Source organism: Phyllobacterium bourgognense (assembly GCF_003337575.1).
In the GTDB taxonomy this organism is placed as follows: domain Bacteria; phylum Pseudomonadota; class Alphaproteobacteria; order Rhizobiales; family Rhizobiaceae; genus Phyllobacterium; species Phyllobacterium bourgognense.
Genome location: NZ_QPJM01000010.1, coordinates 114486 through 131613 on the forward strand (window position 1 = coordinate 114486; position 17128 = coordinate 131613).

General features: G+C 58.3%; 16 protein-coding genes. 12 read left to right on the forward strand and 4 right to left on the reverse strand.

All coding sequences use genetic code 11. The features are described from left to right. Window positions 1-2 precede the first annotated feature (2 nt). Window positions 3-1076: an ABC transporter ATP-binding protein gene (locus C7476_RS17475; RefSeq protein ID WP_114431171.1), complete on the forward strand. Its 1074-nt coding sequence runs from the start codon at window positions 3-5 to the stop codon at window positions 1074-1076. Here the strand turns inward: C7476_RS17475 and C7476_RS17480 are convergent. From C7476_RS17480 to C7476_RS17490, 3 genes are read right to left on the reverse strand one after another with little or no spacing between them, the layout of a single operon-like run. Next, on the reverse strand, window positions 1040-2350 hold the full coding sequence (locus tag C7476_RS17480) for a flavin monoamine oxidase family protein (RefSeq protein ID WP_114431172.1): 1311 nt from the start codon (window positions 2348-2350) through the stop codon (window positions 1040-1042). The two genes, C7476_RS17475 and C7476_RS17480, sit on opposite strands and share 37 nt — an antisense overlap. Further along, complete coding sequence (locus C7476_RS17485) at window positions 2347-3429, reverse strand: extracellular solute-binding protein (RefSeq protein ID WP_114431173.1); 1083 nt, start codon at window positions 3427-3429, stop codon at window positions 2347-2349. Before C7476_RS17485 ends, C7476_RS17480 begins: the two co-directional genes overlap by 4 nt. A gap of 22 nt (window positions 3430-3451) precedes the next feature. Beyond that, window positions 3452-4123 carry a TetR family transcriptional regulator C-terminal domain-containing protein gene (locus C7476_RS17490; RefSeq protein ID WP_245426400.1) on the reverse strand — a complete coding sequence of 224 codons (672 nt, stop codon included), beginning with the start codon at window positions 4121-4123 and terminating at the stop codon, window positions 3452-3454. A 280-nt stretch (window positions 4124-4403) separates the two neighbouring features. Between C7476_RS17490 and C7476_RS17495 the strand changes: the two genes are divergently transcribed. The 5 genes from C7476_RS17495 to C7476_RS17515 are packed head-to-tail and all read left to right on the forward strand — an operon-like array spanning window position 4404 to window position 10186. Next, entirely contained in the window at window positions 4404-6023 is a 1620-nt protein-coding gene (locus C7476_RS17495) for a phytoene desaturase family protein (RefSeq protein ID WP_114431174.1), read from the forward strand. After that, window positions 6010-7575 carry a phytoene desaturase family protein gene (locus C7476_RS17500; protein WP_114431175.1) on the forward strand — a complete coding sequence of 522 codons (1566 nt, stop codon included), beginning with the start codon at window positions 6010-6012 and terminating at the stop codon, window positions 7573-7575. The genes C7476_RS17495 and C7476_RS17500 overlap by 14 nt, the downstream gene beginning before the upstream one ends. 4 nt (window positions 7576-7579) lie before the next feature. Next, the gene (locus C7476_RS17505; protein ID WP_114431176.1) at window positions 7580-8815 is read left to right on the forward strand and encodes an aminomethyl transferase family protein; all 1236 of its coding nucleotides are present in this window, start codon (window positions 7580-7582) and stop codon (window positions 8813-8815) included. Window position 8816: 1 nt separating this feature from the next. Then, on the forward strand, window positions 8817-9074 hold the full coding sequence (locus tag C7476_RS17510; RefSeq protein ID WP_114431177.1) for a hypothetical protein: 258 nt from the start codon (window positions 8817-8819) through the stop codon (window positions 9072-9074). After that, window positions 9071-10186 (forward strand): porin, encoded by a 1116-nt coding sequence (locus C7476_RS17515; RefSeq protein ID WP_114431178.1) that lies wholly within the window; start codon window positions 9071-9073, stop codon window positions 10184-10186. The genes C7476_RS17510 and C7476_RS17515 overlap by 4 nt, the downstream gene beginning before the upstream one ends. 84 nt (window positions 10187-10270) lie before the next feature. On the opposite strand, the gene C7476_RS17520 is transcribed toward C7476_RS17515, so the two are convergent. Beyond that, window positions 10271-11605 carry an aminotransferase-like domain-containing protein gene (locus tag C7476_RS17520; protein WP_114431234.1) on the reverse strand — a complete coding sequence of 445 codons (1335 nt, stop codon included), beginning with the start codon at window positions 11603-11605 and terminating at the stop codon, window positions 10271-10273. Between the two features lie 97 nt (window positions 11606-11702). On the opposite strand from C7476_RS17520, the gene C7476_RS17525 reads away from it, so the two are divergent. From C7476_RS17525 to C7476_RS17550, 6 genes are all read left to right on the forward strand, one after another. Further along, window positions 11703-12665: a substrate-binding domain-containing protein gene (locus C7476_RS17525; protein ID WP_114431179.1), complete on the forward strand. Its 963-nt coding sequence runs from the start codon at window positions 11703-11705 to the stop codon at window positions 12663-12665. A gap of 45 nt (window positions 12666-12710) precedes the next feature. Then, a complete protein-coding gene (locus tag C7476_RS17530; protein ID WP_425374001.1) occupies window positions 12711-13565 on the forward strand; it encodes an ABC transporter substrate-binding protein in 855 nt (284 codons plus the stop codon). Between the two features lie 6 nt (window positions 13566-13571). Then, window positions 13572-14486, forward strand: a complete 915-nt coding sequence (locus tag C7476_RS17535; protein WP_114431181.1) for an amino acid ABC transporter permease — start codon at window positions 13572-13574, stop codon at window positions 14484-14486. Further along, window positions 14473-15246, forward strand: a complete 774-nt coding sequence (locus C7476_RS17540) for an amino acid ABC transporter ATP-binding protein (RefSeq protein ID WP_181872487.1) — start codon at window positions 14473-14475, stop codon at window positions 15244-15246. The genes C7476_RS17535 and C7476_RS17540 overlap by 14 nt, the downstream gene beginning before the upstream one ends. Window positions 15247-15277: 31 nt before the next feature. Continuing rightward, entirely contained in the window at window positions 15278-16462 is a 1185-nt protein-coding gene (locus tag C7476_RS17545) for a M20 aminoacylase family protein (RefSeq protein ID WP_114431182.1), read from the forward strand. Window positions 16463-16744: 282 nt separating this feature from the next. After that, on the forward strand, window positions 16745-17104 hold the full coding sequence (locus C7476_RS17550) for a hypothetical protein (RefSeq protein ID WP_114431183.1): 360 nt from the start codon (window positions 16745-16747) through the stop codon (window positions 17102-17104). The last annotated feature ends 24 nt before the right edge of the window (window positions 17105-17128 follow it).

Sequence of the window (17128 nt, forward strand, 5' to 3'; positions counted from 1 at the left end):
CCATGATCGAGATTTCACGCGTGACGCGCAGCTACGGGGCCTTCAAGGCGCTCGATGAGACGTCACTCACGATCCGCGAGGGTGAGTTTTTCTCGCTTCTCGGCCCTTCCGGATGCGGCAAGACCACACTGCTCCGTATGATCGCCGGCTTCGACACGCCGACAAGCGGGTCGATCTCGGTCGATGGCCAGCCGATGGATGGTATTCCCGCCAATCGGCGTCCGACCAATATGGTGTTTCAAAGCTACGCCATCTTTCCGCATCTCAATGTCGAACAGAACGTCTGCTATGGGCTGAAACGGCTCCGCCTTGGTGCAGACGAAGAAAAGCGTCGTGTCGAAGAAGCCCTGTCGCAAGTATCGCTGACCGGGCTTGGAAAGCGCGGCGCGACCGAACTGTCCGGTGGACAGCGTCAGCGTGTCGCTCTCGCCCGCGCGCTCGTCATGCGCCCAAAGGTGCTCCTCCTCGACGAGCCTCTTTCAGCCCTCGACAAGAAGCTGCGCGAGCAGATGCAGGTTGAATTGCGGCGGCTGCAACAGGCCGTCGGCATCACGTTCATTCTCGTCACGCACGATCAATACGAAGCGTTGGCGATGTCGGATCGCATCGCGGTCATGTTCGGCGGGAAAATCGCGCAGGTCGCATCGCCGAAAGAGATTTACCAGCGGCCGGTCAACTGTCAGGTGGCCGACTTTCTCGGCGGCATGAACTTCGTAAAGGCCGAGATTGTCGAGGAAAATGGCGCCTCGATGATATTGGATACGCCGGGCTTTGGACGCGTGAAGACCGACAAGCCAGCGGCTTTTGTGCGGAACGGCAAAGGCGCGACGCTGGGGATCAGACCGGAACGCCTGCGCGTCCTGTGGGATGATGCGACAGACAAATACGAGGTGGCCGGCAAAGTCGTCGATCGGCATTACTTTGGCGAGATAACCCATCTGGTGATCGAGATACCGGGTTTTGACAAACCGCTCTCGGTGACGGAAACCAATAATTTCGGCGCTGACGACATACCTGTCGGCGCCCCGATCCGTCTGGCCTATGACCCTGACGCGCTGGTGGCACTCGCCGACTGAAAACGCTCGATGATTGGCTGGGCCGCCAGGCGGCCAGCAACAATGGCTCCTTCGATATAGCCGGGAAACGATGGCGAAAGCTCCGAAGAAGCAAAAGTGATACCCACAACGCCGCGACGAAGCGTATTTTCGGCTTCGGTCGCGTTCATGACCTCGACAATATCCGAATAGCCACCACCACTCCACGGGTCGTCGATCCAACTGCGGAGCAGGATGTCCAGCGGCGCGCCAGCCTCCGGCCCAAGCGCCACCACCAGTCTCGACACCGCCTCCTGCTTGAGCGCCTCCTCACCGTGGCTCGACCATTCGACAGCAATGGGTCCGCCGACGAACACCACGAGCGCCGGGTGCTGGTCATCATGGCTCGCATCGCACGCATAGAGCCCGCGTGGATCGACCCAGATGACACTGCCGTTGAGGCCCGTCCTCCGCCAGAATGCTTCGGAATATCGTATGAGCAATTTGACGATCGTCCCGCTGTTCCAGACCTCGAGCGCGTAGTTCGTTGCCTCAGGCAAGGAGGGATGAAAGATGATCTTGCGCGCCATCACCGGCGGCACAGCAATGATGACTTCGTCGGCCGCATAAGCTTCGCGGATAGTGCGTACCATCACACCGGATGCAGTCGTCTCGACACTGTCGACGGGCTCACTCAATAGCAGCGATTTCCCCAGCGACCGCGCCATATCCGCTGCCAGCGAATGCATCGTTTCCTTGAGAAAGTATTGCAGTTCGGAGACCTTGTTTGTGATGCGCCGGTCGTTGTCGATAATGAACCACAGCGGCACAAGCTCTGCGGGCCGGCACCATAGTCCTTCGATCAACGAGAGAAATCGCATTTTTACGGTGGGGTCCGCCTGTTGGCTGTCGACCCATGCGCGCACAGTCAGTCCCGATAGGGCTGGATCGCTCGGATAAAGCTCTCGCAAGCGGCGACGCAGAGCCATCGAGCCTGCGGAAACTTTGTCCGCATCGTGCCGGCCATGCGGCGGCGGCTGGGCGACGCTGTCGCCGCATGTGGGTGTCTCAACCAATGTTTTGCCGTGGGTCCGCGCCAAGGCCATGATCTCCGGCATGTCATCGCAGATGAACTGACCTCCAGTATCATGGAGGTCACCAGAGCGATTTGCTTTCGACTCGACACGGCCACCCACCCTGTCCCGCGCTTCAAGCAGGACAAAGTCGATGCCCGCGCGTTGCAGCTCCGTCGCGGCCGACAGGCCGGTAAAGCCTGCGCCGACGATGACAACGCGCGAGGAAATGTCAGCGCTCAATACCCAGCCTTGATCTTCTCGAATTCAGCGATCATTTTCGCCTTCAACTCATTGGGCAGCGGCGACTGGAACAAGGTATTCTCGGCGGATTTATCGTTGTTGGCATAGCCTTTTTCCTCCAGCAGTTTCGGATCGACCGATGCCATGCCCCTGGCGTTCGCCATGCCATATCCCCAGTCATTCACCATATAGGTCGCGATTTCCGGATCATTGACCGCATTGAGAAAATCATAAGCCTTTGCTTCCGATCCGGGCGCGTCCTTGAAGCGGACATAACCGCAAACCCAGGTTGAATTGCCCTCGTCCGTGTCGGGCTTTCGGGCCGCTGGAGTGCCCGCGAGCGTGAGTTGCGTCGCTGCATCGTTCCAGGCCCAGGCCAGATCCACTTCCCCGCCACCCATCGCCTGCACGATCTCGGTGGTATCTGTCCAATAGAGCCGTACGTTTTTATGGACCTGACGAAGGAAATCCGACGCCTGCTTGAATTGGTCGTCAGTCATCTGCGTCCAGTCCTTCAAACCGATCGCGAGACTGGCCAGGGCGTAAGCATCATCGACATTGTCTCCGATAGACACGCGGTCCTTGAACTTCGGATCGGCAAAGGCTTTCAGCGATTGCACGTCCTTCGCGTCAACCTTGTCGGTATTATAGGTCAGCGACGTATTCCCCCAATCCCAGGGCATGAACCACGCCTTGCCGTCCGCAGTGGTTGCGAGGTCCTTCATCGCCATGATGTTCGGCGCCAAATCATTCCATCCGGCAATCTTCGTCATATCCAATGGTTGCAGCAGACCAGCTTCGCGCCATTTCTTCACGCTCTGCGAGCATGGATGGCCGAGGTCCGACTTGAAGCCCGAGCGAACCTTCTCGAAGGCTTCATCTTCGTCGCCAAAAAAAGCGAATGTTGGAGACTCACCATTCTTGGCAACATAGCCGGGGTGGAACGACGGCTCCTCATACCCGGCCCAGTCGAAAACGATCAGATCCTTGTCTGCGGCGATGGCTATCGTCGCGACAGCAGCCGACAGCGCGGCGGCGGCCCCAAGTATGATGCCAAGATGGCGGCCCGATTTCTTCATGCTCATTCCCCTTTTTAACCGTTCATGCGGTTTTCTTTGCAGGCAAGGCTTCCCTTGAGAAGTGTTTTGGAAATACGGAGGCCAGATAGTCGCAGGCGGCAAAATGGGCAGATTCCCGCGTCACATCTTCGGTGCCCATCATGAGACGCAGCCACAGACCTTCAAGCATGGCGCTTAGTCCAAGTGCAGTTGCAGTGGCATCGAACGAATAATCGCCGTCGGCCTTGAGTTTTCTGCAAATGTCGATGATCACGTTCTGATAAGCCTCGTCCCGCGCGCCGCACAGCGCCTGATAGGTCGGCCGGGATTTCGCCTCCCCCCAAAAGGCACACCAGGCGGCAAGCTTTCTCTTGTTGCAGATGGCACGATCGAAATCGGAAGCAACAACGCTGGCAAGTTGCCGGGCAGGATCATCGCCGCCCTTTGCCAAGGCATTGCGCCAGTGAACGGAATATTCCTCCGACATGTATTGCAGCGTGGCGATGAGCAGCTTTTCCTTGCTCTCGAAATGGAAATTAACGATGCCTCGCGAAAGACCGGCGCCATCGGCCACATCCGCCATGGTCGTCTCGGAATAGCCGCGCTTGGCGAGCGAATCGATCGTCGCCTCGATAAGCTGCAGCTGCCTTGTTTCCTTCGACGCCTTTCTGCCGCGCTTCTCCGCGTCCTTTTCCTTGATTGGTGTGACCTTCATGCTTGACCTCATTTGCATCTGGCTGGGCTGCAAAACACGCCCGGCATCCTCATGTCGATGAGTGAAGTGAAAGCCGTCATTGTCAAGCTCGCTCTGCATCGTTTCCAGGTCCGGATGATCTCTGCTTCCGTCAAGGGCGTACCGTCCACAATCCAGCTCAACAATAACCCGAGTCGTCCAGAACGCAATCATATTTGTTGAACATTCATTCAATATCTGCTGGACAAGCCGTTATTTCTCGTGTGAATTATGGAGCAAGAACAGTGGGAACGGGTAACGAATGAAAAAATGGGACGCCATCGTCATTGGCGCGGGACACAATGGTTTGGTCAACGCGTGCTATTTGCAGCGCGCCGGACTTGACGTGCTCGTGCTGGAGAAGAATGACTGGATCGGCGGCGCCGCGACCAGCCGGTCTCTTACCCCGGGTTTCCTGTATTCGAACTGCTCTTACGTCTGTTCGCTGTTCCGGCCCGAAATCATGCGCGACCTCGAACTGCCGCGCTTTGGTTTGCAGGTCATCTCGTATGAGGGCGGCGCAGTGTTCACCCAAGACGGCGACTATCTTGCCAATTATCGCGATCATCACGCGCACCGCCGCGAGTTTGCGCGCTTCTCGCCGCGCGACGCCGAAGCCTATGACCGGTATGCGCGCGACGTGACGAGACAGTGCCGGTTCATACAGCCGTTGCTCATGCGCACCGCTGCCGATCCAACGAGCTTCCGGCCGCGCGATATCTCGGAGTTGATGTATCTCGGCAAGAAGTTTGCCGGTCTCGGCGCGACAGAGATGGCCGATACATTGCGTTTCTGGACGATGTCGATTTCGGATTTCCTCGATGAATATTTCGAGACAGACGTGATCAAGGCGAATTTCGCGTTGTCCGGAATTATCGGCACGGCGCTCGGGCCGATGTCACCGGGAACGGCCTATGTTCTTTTGCATCATTACATGGGTGAGGTCGACGGGTCCGTTGGCGCGTGGGGCTACGCCCGCGGCGGCATGGGCGCGGTTACCAAGGCGCTCGCCGCCTCGTTCGCGGCCTCCGGCGGCACGATCCGCACCGGCGTCGAAGTTGACCACGTTCTTGTCAAGAATGGATCCGCCAAGGGTGTCGTGCTTGTGGACGGGGAGGAAATCCCCGGCAAGATGGTCATCTCCAACGCCGATGTAAAAAGAACATTCCTCAAACTCGTCGAGGAGAAGGAACTTCCCGATATTTTCCTGCGACGCGTCAGGAACTTCAAGATGCGCGGCTCGTCCGGCAAGGTGAACATAGCCCTCGATTCCATGCCGGAATTTCCGGCACTTCCAAAGGATTCGCCGGTCTATCGCGGCGACATGCATTTCACCGATAGCGTAGAACGCATGGAACGCGGATATGATGACTGGAAGGCCGGGCGCTGGTCGGCCGATCCTTTCCTTGACATGGTCATTCCAACGACGCTCGATCCGACAATGGCGCCGCCCGGCAAGCACTTCATGAGCTGCTTCGTTCAATATTGCCCACCCAAGGTGGAAGGCAAGGAGTGGACAGACGCTGACCGCGATGCTTTCGGCGAGACAGTGATTTCGCAGATCGCCGACTATTCTCCGGGTTTCCGTGATCGCATCATCCATATGGAAGTGCGCACCCCGCGCGAACTCGAAGCGGAAGTCGGCCTGACGGAGGGCAATATCTTCCAGGGCGAATTGACCTTCGATCAGTTGCTGTTCAACCGCCCTGTCCCCGGCTACGCGCAATACCGTTCGCCGGTCGGCGGCCTTTACATGTGCGGTTCCTCCACACATCCAGGCGGCGGCGTCATGGGAGCACCCGGGCGCAACGCTGCAGCTGAAATCCTGCGTGATCTGTCACGTGGCACGAAACATATGAGTCCCGCCCATGACGTCATTTGATGCGATAGTCATTGGTGGCGGCCATAACGGCTTGGTGGCTGCCGCTACCCTCGGGAAAACCGACAGAAAAGTGCTCGTGCTGGAAGCGAATAGTGAAACCGGTGGTGCTGCGCGCACCGAGGAATTTGCACCAGGTTTCCGGACATCATCGGTAGCCCACCTGATCAACAGGTTGCACCCCGAGGTGATCAAGTCTTTGGAGCTGCAAAAACATGGATTGAAACTGGACGTGTCCCGTCTCATGCCGACCACCGTGCTTTCAGCGAACGGTGCCCCACTTACTCTGGCCGGTGCATATGGTGAAACTCTCGTCGGCGCGTCAAAGCCGGAACAGGAGGCGTGGAGCGGACTGCGCAGTCAGCTCTTGCGCTATGCCGGGATACTGAAGCCCCTGCTCGCGCGCAGACCTCCCGATTTGGGCGGCATGTCCTTTGCGGAAACGTCGGCGCTGGCCATGACCGGCATCTCCCTGCGCCGGCTCGGCAAGGAGGACATGCGCGATTTTCTGCGCATGCTGCTGATGAATGTCGCGGACGTTTTGGATGAGCATCTCGAAGATGACCGGCTGAAAGGCCTGCTCGCGTTCGATGCCACGCTTGGCAGTCATCTTGGACCGCGCTCCCCGACCTCCCTGCTCGGGCTCTATTACCGGCTCGCAGGCGAAATCGGTGGCAAGCCCGGCGCGCAGATGCACCCCATCGGCGGTACCGGCGCCGTGGTCAAGGCAATCGAACTGGCTGCAGAGCAGGCCGGCGTGGCCATCCGCTCGAATGTTCCCGTCGCCAGGATCATCGTCGAGAATGGCCGGGCTGTCGGTGCCGTGCTGGAGAGTGGAGAGGAAATCCGGGCGAAAACGGTTGTATCCGCTATTAGTCCTCGCACGACGTTTCTCAATCTTGTCGGAACCCGCGAGATCGATACGGGATTTGTCCGAAGGATCAACAATATCCGCGTCAATGGCGATGCCGCGAAACTGCATCTGGCCTTGGACAGAATTCCGCAATTTTCAGGCCTGCGCGCACCCGAGTTGAATGGACGGCTGGTTATCGCCCCTTCCGTCAATCACGTGGAGCGCGCATTCAATCCCTCCAAATACGGAGAATTCTCGCCCCAGCCGGTCATGGAGATAACCCTGCCAAGCTTGCTCGACCCATCGCTAGCGCCGGACGGGGCCTGCAGTCTCTCCGCCGTCGTCCAATATGCTCCCTATGCTTTGAAAGAGGGCTGGACCACAGGCAAACCGAAATTCCTCAAGGCAATCCTTGCCCAGCTGGAGGCTCATGCGCCAGGAATCGGCAAGTCGATCGTCCACGCCGAACTCCTGACGCCCCTCGACATCGAGCAGCGTTATCGCATGCCGGGTGGACATTGGCACCACGGAGAACTGCAGGCTGATCAGATGTTGATGTCCCGCCCCGTTTTCGGTGCCGAAGGTTACGACACGCCCATCGACGGACTTTATCTTGCAAGTTCCGGCTCACATCCGGGCGGCGGCGTGTCGGGTGTTCCGGGTTTGAACGCAGCGCGGCGCATCATTGCGAGGAAAGGATAACGTCATGAAGCACAGCGACCCAAAAAAGCTGCTGATGGCGAAAAACGCCTCACAGGACCATTTCCGCACGCCTCGCATCGCCTCGCCGTTTCAGCCGCGCATCGAGGCCTTGATGCGAACGGAGGAGTGGTACGACTGGGCAGGCTACAAGGCTCCCCTTTCGCTTTGGGACGAAGAACTCGAATATTTTGCCATTCGCAGCCAGGCCGCGCTGTTCGATATTTCGCCCATGGTGAAATACCGCATTGAAGGACCGGACGCCGAAGCATTCCTGAACCGGGTTACCCTTCGAGACGTCAGGAAGCTGAAGCCCGGCAGGGTTCACTATACGGCCTGGTGCAATGATGAAGGCCACGTGCTCGATGACGGAACGCTTTTCCGCCTGAGGAGTGATCGGTTTCGCCTTTGCAGCCAGGAACGGCATTTACCCTGGCTGCTCGATAGCGGCATCGGGTTCGACGTCAGCATTATCGAGGAGACCAAGTCTATCGCTGCTTTGGCCCTGCAGGGACCAGCATCCTTTGCGGTCCTACGCGATGCGGGCTTCAAGAATGTTGACGCGCTCAAGGTCTTCGATCTTGCCGAATTTGAGCACGACGGCGAAAACGTCACGATCTCGCGCACTGGGTTTACCGGCGATCTTGGCTATGAACTGTTCGTGGACCAGGAACTGGCTCTTGGTCTTTGGGACAGGCTATGGCAAGCGGGAGAACAGCGCGGCTTGCGCGCAATAGGTTATGCCGCACTCAACCGGGCGCGGCTCGAAGCAGGGTTGATCGTCGCCAACTCGGATTTCATCACCGCCGAGCACGCCATCCGCGCCGATCGTGTGCGAATGCCGGATGAGATTGGTCTCGGATTCATGATCGATATGGAAAAGCCCCACTTCAACGGACGACGGGCCATCCAGCAAGCCCGTGTCAAGGGCGGTCTACAGCACATCCTCGTAGGGCTCGAAGTCGAAGGCAATATCCCTGCCGAACACGCCATCGTCTATCACCAGGGCAAGCGCGAGGTTGGCCTCGTCAGTGCGGCGATATGGTCGCCAATGGCCAAGCGCAACATTGCGCTGGCCAGCTTGGAGCGCCCCTACGGCGACACCATAACCGGCGATCTGTGGGTCGAGATCTATGCGATGCGCGAGTTGCGTTATCAGAAGCTGATGAAGCGGGCCAAGGTGGTGCCGCGGCCTTTCATCAAGCTCGATCGACGCACTGCGAACCCGCCCGCGGATTTCTGACATGTCTGCTGACGACATAGAGCGAGAACAGTGGGCCTTGATCAATACGCCGCTGGGACAGGAATGGTCGGGCCGAACGCGCTATGCCGCCGCCATGTACTTCAACCGGCGGGGCGAAATGGATGCGGAGACATTGGAGATCTATCGCATCTGTTCGCGTCTGGATTGGGAAGATCCTCTTGCGATCCTGACATCGCATTCTATCGGAAGCGACTGGTTGGCAAAGATCAATGACTATCAACATGGGGAAGAACGATGAATATCAAAAGCCTTTTACTAGGATCCATTGCAGTTCTGGCTGCAGCATCCGGCGTACACGCTGCAGATGCAGTCGTAGTCGCCGAACCGGAGCCCGTTGAATATGTGCGTGTTTGCGATGCGTACGGCACCGGCTTCTTTTACATACCTGGTACAGAGACCTGCCTGAAGATCGACGGTTATGTTCGTTACGATGCTGCAGCCGGCGACAATCCCTATGACGGGACCAATGTCGGCGCCAAGGGCAACGAGACCTGGTATAAGCTCACCCGTGCAGAGGTTCGCTTCGACGCCCGCTCCGAAACGGAACTGGGCACATTGCGCTCCTATGCCGAGACCCGCCTTGAGTACGAGAATGGCGTCTCCACCGGCGGTACACTCCCGCAAGCCTGGATCGAACTCGGCGGCTTCCGCATCGGCACTGCCGATGAACTTTTCGGATCATTCGTCGGCTACGCCGGCAATGTCCTCAATGACGATGTGATCAACTATCAGTCAGGCCAGAGCAATCAGGTCAGCTATACCTTCACAGGGGGCAACGGCTTCTCGGCCATGATTGGTGCCGAACAAGGCCAGGATGATGTTACCGGGCTTGGCGGACAATATGTCATCGAGGACTATATGCCTCACGTTCTCGCCGGTGCAAAACTCGAGAAAGACTGGGGCGGTGTTTCCGGCGTTGTCGGCTACGACTCCAATGTCGAGGAATTTGCCGGCAAGCTCCGACTCGACGTCACGATCAACGACAAGTTCTCGGTCTTCATTATGGGTGGCTATCAGTCCGGCTATGACAATGACTTCGATCCCGCGACAGGCGATGTCGATCAGTTCAACCGCAACTGGTTTGGCACATGGGAGGGCGATTGGGCTGCATGGGGTGGCTTCACCGCAAAGGTCGCCGAAAAGGCAACCCTCAATGGCCAAGCGGCATGGGAAGACGAAGGTACCTACGCCTTTGCTCTCAACGTTGAATACGAACTCGTTCCCGGTTTCGTAATCACACCCGAGCTTAACTACACCAAATTCGATGGCGCTCGCGAAGCCTTCTCGGTTGCCAATGGCGGCGATGACGACGCTTTCGGTGGCACAATCCGCTTCCAGAGGAATTTCTGAACCCTCACAGGCGCCCATTTTTGAATACATGAAAGCGGCCTGAACTCTCAGGCCGTTTTTGTTTTGAAACAATCCGCTGGATGCTCATCTGGGTACAGCGGCCGCCACCTCGATCGCAGCGGCGACCCTGTCGACATCAGGCAATTGAAGGACACTGGTGGCTACGCGTATGAAATTGATCGGTTTCATGGAGAATTTTGAACCTGGATGAACCGCGATGCCGCGGGACGCCAAGGTTATCAGAGCAAAGTTCTCCGACATGACCGGGACGAGTACGCTCAGTCCGTCTCCAGTATCGATTCTTATGTCACGCCGGAGCAATTCCGAGGCAAATGCTTGCCGGCGCTCCCGATAAATCGCTCTGGCTCGAAGAATGATTTCATCCGTCGAAGGGTCTTGAAGAAGCCAGGATGCTGCAGCCTGCAAGATCCTGCTCGTCCAGCCTGCGCTGAAGCTTCGATACGATTGAATCTGTTCGACGATGCGCGCTGAACTCGACAACACAGCCAGCCTAAGATCGGGCCCGAGTGTTTTCGAATAGGAAAGGATATGGATGACGCGGTCCGGAAAACGCCGACCCAGTGACTGCCGGGCCGCCTCTGAAATATCGCCGACACCATCATCTTCAATGATGAGTGTTTCGGACCCTTTCAGCACGTCGCCCAACGCTTCAAGTCTTTCAGCCGTCATGGAGGAGCCGGTGACGGAATGCACCCTGGGCTGGAAAAGAAACGCCACCGGTTTTTCTTTCAACGCTTCCCTGAGCGCGTCCGGAAGTGGCCCGTGCCCGTCGCACGCGACCGGAATGATCGGAACGTCGAGATCCTCCAGAATGTCCAGAAGCCGCATTGCCGTCGGGTCTTCTATTGCAACCGGCGAACCGGCAGGCACCAAGGCATGCAGCAAGGTGTATACGGCGTTATACCCTCCATTGGTTGCCAGGAATGCACCCGGATCATATGGCCAGGATGGACGAACCGCGTCTTCCAATTCGGGCAGAATGCGCACCCTTTCGTAGCTGTTGAGCGCTTCGGCCTGCGCTCCATGCACCAGCGCAGCTTCCAGCGGCGGAAGCAAAGACCTGTCCGGCGACGCAGTCGCGAGTTCCAGGGTGTCCGGCACGTAGTTGCCTATGTTCACGAGGCGCGTCGGACGCGGCGCAAATCGGTCGCCCATCACCCAGGCGCCATTTCTCCCTCTGCCACCTATGATCTTGTGGCGGCGCAGATCGGCCCAGGCGATGGAAACGGTCGCCGGGCTTATGCCCAGCGTGAAGGCGAGATCTCGCACGGACGGCAGTTTGGTTCCGACCGGCAGAAGGCCCGAGCGGATCATCGCGCCCGTCTCAAGCGCGATGCCGCGCGAGGTCCGATCGCCAAGACGATGAGCAAACCATTGAGCGTCGAATTGATCTGTCATCATCTGAACTTTAAATGTTTAATGTCATAATAACATTTGATTGCATCAACATAAACATTTACGGAGGTCTCGTCAAACCGCCGGTATGAGGAAATCCATGCGCATTCCCATCAAAATTGCCACCCGGGATTGGGACTACCTTACTCCGCTGATCTTCGGCGACATCTCGTCGGATCGGGTCGAACTCCAGGTGGACCGCGTTGGAACGCTGATCCCCGATCTTGCTTCGAGCGATATCTATGACGCCGCGGAAGTTTCCTTCAGCCGCTACACCTCCGCCATGGCCGAGGGCGCGCAAACCATCGTCGGCATTCCTTGCTTCATCATGCGCGGCTTCCGCCACAGGTGCATCATCACCACTGCAGCGAGCCCGATGACTCGGCTGTCCGATCTGGCCGGGAAGCGGATCGGCGTTACCGGCTGGCGCGACTCGGGCAATACTTGGACCCGGGCTGCCCTGCGCAGGGAAGGCGTCGGTATCGAAGACGCATTCTGGTTCGCCGGTCGCCTGACGGCCAACCACCCCATCGTCGATCGGCTCGACGGCTTTGGCAGGCCTGGCAGGATCGAGGCGGCTCCCGGTGAACGTCCCATGCTGGAACTTCTGGCGAATGGCGAGCTCGATGCGATCTTCACCCCCTTCATGCCCGACGGCTATTTCGAGAACGGGGCGGGGCTTCGCCAATTGCTGCCGGACTTCGCAGCCGCAGAGAAGGCCTATTTCAACGAAGTCGGATATATACCCGGCATGCACATAATTGCCGTCAAGGCAGAGCTGGTCCATGATCATCCATGGCTAGCCGACGAATTAACCCGTCTTGTCGACGAAAGTCAGCGGCTCTGGACCTCGAAGCGCCGCAAATATGCAGAAACGACGCCGTGGATGTTCGACGAGCTGCTGCGCTCGGCGCGCGACTTGCCGCCGACATGGAACGATAGTGGACTGGACGCAAATTTCAGGATGATCGAGGATTTCATTACTGAATTGCGTGAACAGGGCATCCTGCAGTCCGAGCTTACGCCGCATTCGCTTTTTCCATTCGAAGCCAGCGTCGCCTGACGTAATTTCACCCAAGAGGAGTGTACCGTGAAGAAATCCATCCGCATTCTCGCCTCGCTCGTGGCGGCTTTGGCCGCAACCGCTGCATGGGCTCAGGACATTCAGAAACAGACGCAGAATGAGGAGCTGCGCTCGCGCTTGCCACAGGAGATCCGCGACGCGGGCAAGATGGTCGCCGTCAATAATGGCTCCTTCCCTCCTTATGAAATCGTCACCGGGACCGAACTGACCGGCGCGACGAACGATATCTCGATCGCCATCGGCGAATTGCTCGGGATCACCATCGATCATGCATCCGTGGCCGGCCTTCCGGCCCTGCTCAGCGGCATCAATTCCGGCCGCTACCAGTTCGCGATGGGCCCGGTAGGCGACTATCCCGACCGCCAGAAGGCTAATGACTTCATCGACTGGGCGCGCGAATATGTCGTCTTCGCGGTGGAGAAGGGCAACCCGAAGGGCATCACGTCGCTCGATGCCTCGTGCGGCAAGCGCATTGCAGTGATGGCCGGTGGCTCGGCGGAAAAGGTTATCAATCAACAGTCCGAAAAATGCGTGGCTGCGGGTAATCCGGCGGTCGAGGTCCAGTCCTTCACCGACCAGCCTAGCTCGATCCTGGCCGTCCGGTCGAAACGCTCCGACGGCTTCTTCTCTTCTCAGGCACCCCTGACCTACTTCGTTCAGCAGGCCAACGGCCAGCTCGAGCTGGCTGCAGTCGGCCAGGCCAACGGATTCAAGGACATCTATCAAGGCGCCGTAGTAAAGAAGGGCTCGCCTCTGGGCGGCGTACTGCTCGACTCATTCAAGATTTTGATCGAGAACGGCACCTACGCCCAGATCATGAAGAAATGGGGCCTCGAGAAGAATCTGATCGACACCCCCGGCATCAACCAGGGGCAGTAGAGGGTCATGTCCGGTTCCGCATCGATTCAAACCGACGACAGGCTGCGCGACGTCAAACTCGCGCACGTGCCGTTCCCCGTCACACGCCTGGCCCTTTGGATCTTCACCTTGGCCGTCGCTCTCGGATTCGCCTACATCGTGGCGATCAATCCGAACTTCGGCTGGCCGGTCGTAGCCCAGTATCTCTTCGACCCTACGGTCATGCAGGGCCTGTGGGTGACACTCGGCCTGACGGTCGTCGCAATGATCATCGGCGTGGTGCTCGGACTCATTCTCGCCATCGCACGCATGTCGAACGACAGGCTGGCATCGTCCCTGGCCAGTCTGTTCATCTGGTTCTTCCGCGGAACACCGCTGCTCGTGCAGCTTATCTTCTGGTATAACATGTCGACGCTGTTCCCGCGCATTTCCATCGGAATCGCGAGCTGGGATACGAACGACCTCATTACGCCGTTGACCGCAGCCATTGTCGGGCTAGCCCTGAACGAGGCCGCTTATATGGCCGAGATCATCCGCGGCGGTCTGCTGTCGGTGGACAAGGGTCAGGCCGAGACGGCGGAAGCCTTCGGGATGAACAGGGCGCGCGCCTTGTGGCGCATCATCATTCCGCAGGCGATGAAGTCCATTGTGCCGCCAACCGGCAACCAGCTGATCAGCATGATCAAGGCGACCTCGCTCGTCAGCGTCATCGCCATGGCCGATCTCCTCTACTCGGTTCAGTCGATCTACAACCGGACATTCGAGATCATCCCGATGCTGCTTGTCGCTGTACTCTGGTATTTGTTCATCACGTCGATCCTCAATGTCGGACAGGGCGCCATCGAACGTTATTACAATCGTGGCGATCGTGGCTCTACGCCTGCGGACAGGACCAAAGAATACGCCACGCCTATGGTAGGAGCGGCCCATGAGCATGTCTGAAACAAGCCTCGTGCGGGCCCGCAATGTTCACAAGGCGTTCGGACCGCTGGAAGTCCTCAAGGGTATCGATCTCGACGTCGCGCCCGGAGAGGTGGTTGTGATCCTTGGTCCGTCAGGTTCGGGAAAATCCACCTTCCTTCGCTGCATCAACCATCTTGAGGCGATCGACCAGGGCTTCATCGAAGTCGATGGCGAACAGATTGGCTATCGGCTCAGGGACGATCGGTTGATCAAGCTTTCCAATAGCGACATCGCCGTGCAGCGCAGCAAGATCGGCATGGTGTTCCAGCAGTTCAACCTCTACCCGCACATGACGGCGCTGCAGAACGTCATCGAAGCGCCTATCGGCGTCCACGGCCAGAACCGGAACGAAGCCGTCCGCTACGCCAAGGAACTTCTCAACCGCGTCGGGCTGGCGGAAAAGATAGACGCCTATCCGCGCCAGTTGTCGGGCGGGCAGCAACAGCGTGTGGCGATTGCCCGCGCGCTGGCAATCCGACCCAGACTGATGCTGTTCGACGAACCGACATCAGCCCTCGATCCGGAACTGGTGGGCGAGGTGCTGGCCACCATGCGCGACCTTGCAAAGGAAGGTTTGACCATGATCGTGGTCACCCATGAAATAGGCTTCGCCAAGGAAGCAGCGGACCGCGTCGTGTTCATGGACGGAGGCGTCGTAGTGGAACAGGGTCCGCCGGCAGAGGTCCTTACCAATCCATCCCATCCCCGCACCAGAAGTTTCCTCAGCCGCTTCATCTAAGCGGTCGCCGAACAAAACGGAAGACAGTCTCATGCCCCAAACTTCAAACGAGTTCGCTCGCATTGCGGATTTCGACGATCGGACCGCCGAGCTCATCGAGACGCGCAGGCATCTCCACGCACACCCGGAACTCTCGTTCGAGGAACATGAAACGGCCGCCTACGTTGCCGATCGCCTGGAACGCTGGGGCTACGAGGTCACCCGCAACGTCGGGGGTCTTGGCGTCGTCGGTCGGCTGCGGCAGGGTGCAGGCGGAGGCAGCATCGCCATTCGCGCGGACATGGATGCCCTGCCTATCATGGAAGCAACCGGTCTGCCCTATTCCAGTACGACCGCCGGCAAGATGCATGCATGCGGCCATGACGGCCACACGACAATGTTGCTCGGTGCAGCCGAATATCTGGCGCGTACCCGCCATTTCAACGGCACGGTCAATCTGATCTTCCAGCCTGCCGAGGAAGCCGGGAAGGGCAGCGGCGCCCAGGCAATGATCAAAGACGGGCTTTTCGATCGATTCCCCTGCGACGCAATCTTCGGCTTGCATAATCATCCAGGCGCGCCCGCCGGCACCTTCCTGTTGCGGCCGGGTCCATTAATGGCTGCCTCCGATACCGCGACGATAACCATTGTCGGAAAGGGCGGGCATGCCTCCCGCCCGCACTTGACAGTCGACCCGATCGTCGTCGCGGCCAACATGGTCATGGCGCTGCAGACGGTCGTATCCCGTAACGTGAATCCGATCGAAACCGCCGTCGTGACGGTCGGAACGATCCATGGCGGTACGGCATCGAACGTGATCCCCGAAACGGCCGAGATCGTGGCAAGCATTCGCTCCTTCTCGCCCGAGGTCCGCGACATGCTCGAACGGCGAGTACGTGGCATCGCAACGTCGATCGCCGAAGCGCATGGGGCCAGCGTATCCATCGACTATGAGCGCGGATATCCCGTCGTCATCAACTCGGAGAAGGAAACGGCCTTCGCCATCGATGTCCTCAAGGAACTGGTGGGCGACGAAAAGGTGGGTGTGTGCCCCATGATTCCGGGCAGCGAAGATTTCGCCTATTTCCTGGAACACAAGCCAGGCTGCTTCCTGCGCCTCGGCAACGGCGAGAACTCGCCGATCCTGCACAGCTCGAAGTACGACTTCAACGACGACAGCCTGACCACCGGTGCCGCCATGTGGGCCCGGCTGACCGAGCGATTTTTATCGTTGTAGCCTGGAAAACAACCCTTGCTTCCATCGAACTATAAGAAGCGTCACCGTGACGTGCACGTGTTGATGGATTCCCGCATCCTTGTTCGAGTTCAGCCGCGCAGCCTCCCGACCGGACAGCGAATTGCATCTCTGTTTAAGCTGAGGACTCAGGCTATATGCAACATTGTTTAGGTATGTTGGCGATTACTGGGTTTAGACTGATCAAAAGAGCTACCGGGCTGTAAAAATCCAACTAGACTTTGCTACTCGCTTGCTCCAATACTATCGGAGCGAGGGGGGACGATGACCAAAATTTCTGGGATCCTTGACGATGCTGGAGCTGCACTCATGGTGCTGGCATCGCTTGGCGGTCTCATCGTTTCCATCTTCAACTACTTCAATCCCGATAGCGGTATCGCCGGCGAGCCGGGAACGCTTCTCGTGATTGCGTCCACCATTCTGCTGGCCCTGTTCGGTATGGCGCTCGGCAAATTGAACACCGGCTTCCTCCGGTCGTTCTTCATCGTCTCTTCTATCCTCAATATCGCCGGCACATCATTCGCCGGGTATCTCCTGCATAGTCAAACACTTGTGATCCTTATGCTCGTCAGCTTTCTCGGCTGGATTCTTCACGTGTTCAGACGGCGTCGCGCGTTTGCCTGAACCAAGCTTTTGCAATGGTGACCG

Bases quoted from the DNA above. Each gene is read 5' to 3' on its own strand.
- C7476_RS17475 (WP_114431171.1), top strand. From the start codon at position 3: ATGATCGAGATTTCACGCGTGACGCGCAGCTACGGGGCCTTCAAGGCG.
- C7476_RS17485 (WP_114431173.1), bottom strand. From the start codon at position 3,429: ATGAAGAAATCGGGCCGCCATCTTGGCATCATACTTGGGGCCGCCGCC.
- C7476_RS17490 (WP_245426400.1), bottom strand. From the start codon at position 4,123: ATGAAGGTCACACCAATCAAGGAAAAGGACGCGGAGAAGCGCGGCAGA.
- C7476_RS17495 (WP_114431174.1), top strand. From the start codon at position 4,404: ATGAAAAAATGGGACGCCATCGTCATTGGCGCGGGACACAATGGTTTG.
- C7476_RS17500 (WP_114431175.1), top strand. From the start codon at position 6,010: ATGACGTCATTTGATGCGATAGTCATTGGTGGCGGCCATAACGGCTTG.
- C7476_RS17505 (WP_114431176.1), top strand. From the start codon at position 7,580: ATGAAGCACAGCGACCCAAAAAAGCTGCTGATGGCGAAAAACGCCTCA.
- C7476_RS17510 (WP_114431177.1), top strand. From the start codon at position 8,817: ATGTCTGCTGACGACATAGAGCGAGAACAGTGGGCCTTGATCAATACG.
- C7476_RS17515 (WP_114431178.1), top strand. From the start codon at position 9,071: ATGAATATCAAAAGCCTTTTACTAGGATCCATTGCAGTTCTGGCTGCA.
- C7476_RS17520 (WP_114431234.1), bottom strand. From the start codon at position 11,605: ATGACAGATCAATTCGACGCTCAATGGTTTGCTCATCGTCTTGGCGAT.
- C7476_RS17525 (WP_114431179.1), top strand. From the start codon at position 11,703: ATGCGCATTCCCATCAAAATTGCCACCCGGGATTGGGACTACCTTACT.
- C7476_RS17535 (WP_114431181.1), top strand. From the start codon at position 13,572: ATGTCCGGTTCCGCATCGATTCAAACCGACGACAGGCTGCGCGACGTC.
- C7476_RS17540 (WP_181872487.1), top strand. From the start codon at position 14,473: ATGAGCATGTCTGAAACAAGCCTCGTGCGGGCCCGCAATGTTCACAAG.
- C7476_RS17545 (WP_114431182.1), top strand. From the start codon at position 15,278: ATGCCCCAAACTTCAAACGAGTTCGCTCGCATTGCGGATTTCGACGAT.
- C7476_RS17550 (WP_114431183.1), top strand. From the start codon at position 16,745: ATGACCAAAATTTCTGGGATCCTTGACGATGCTGGAGCTGCACTCATG.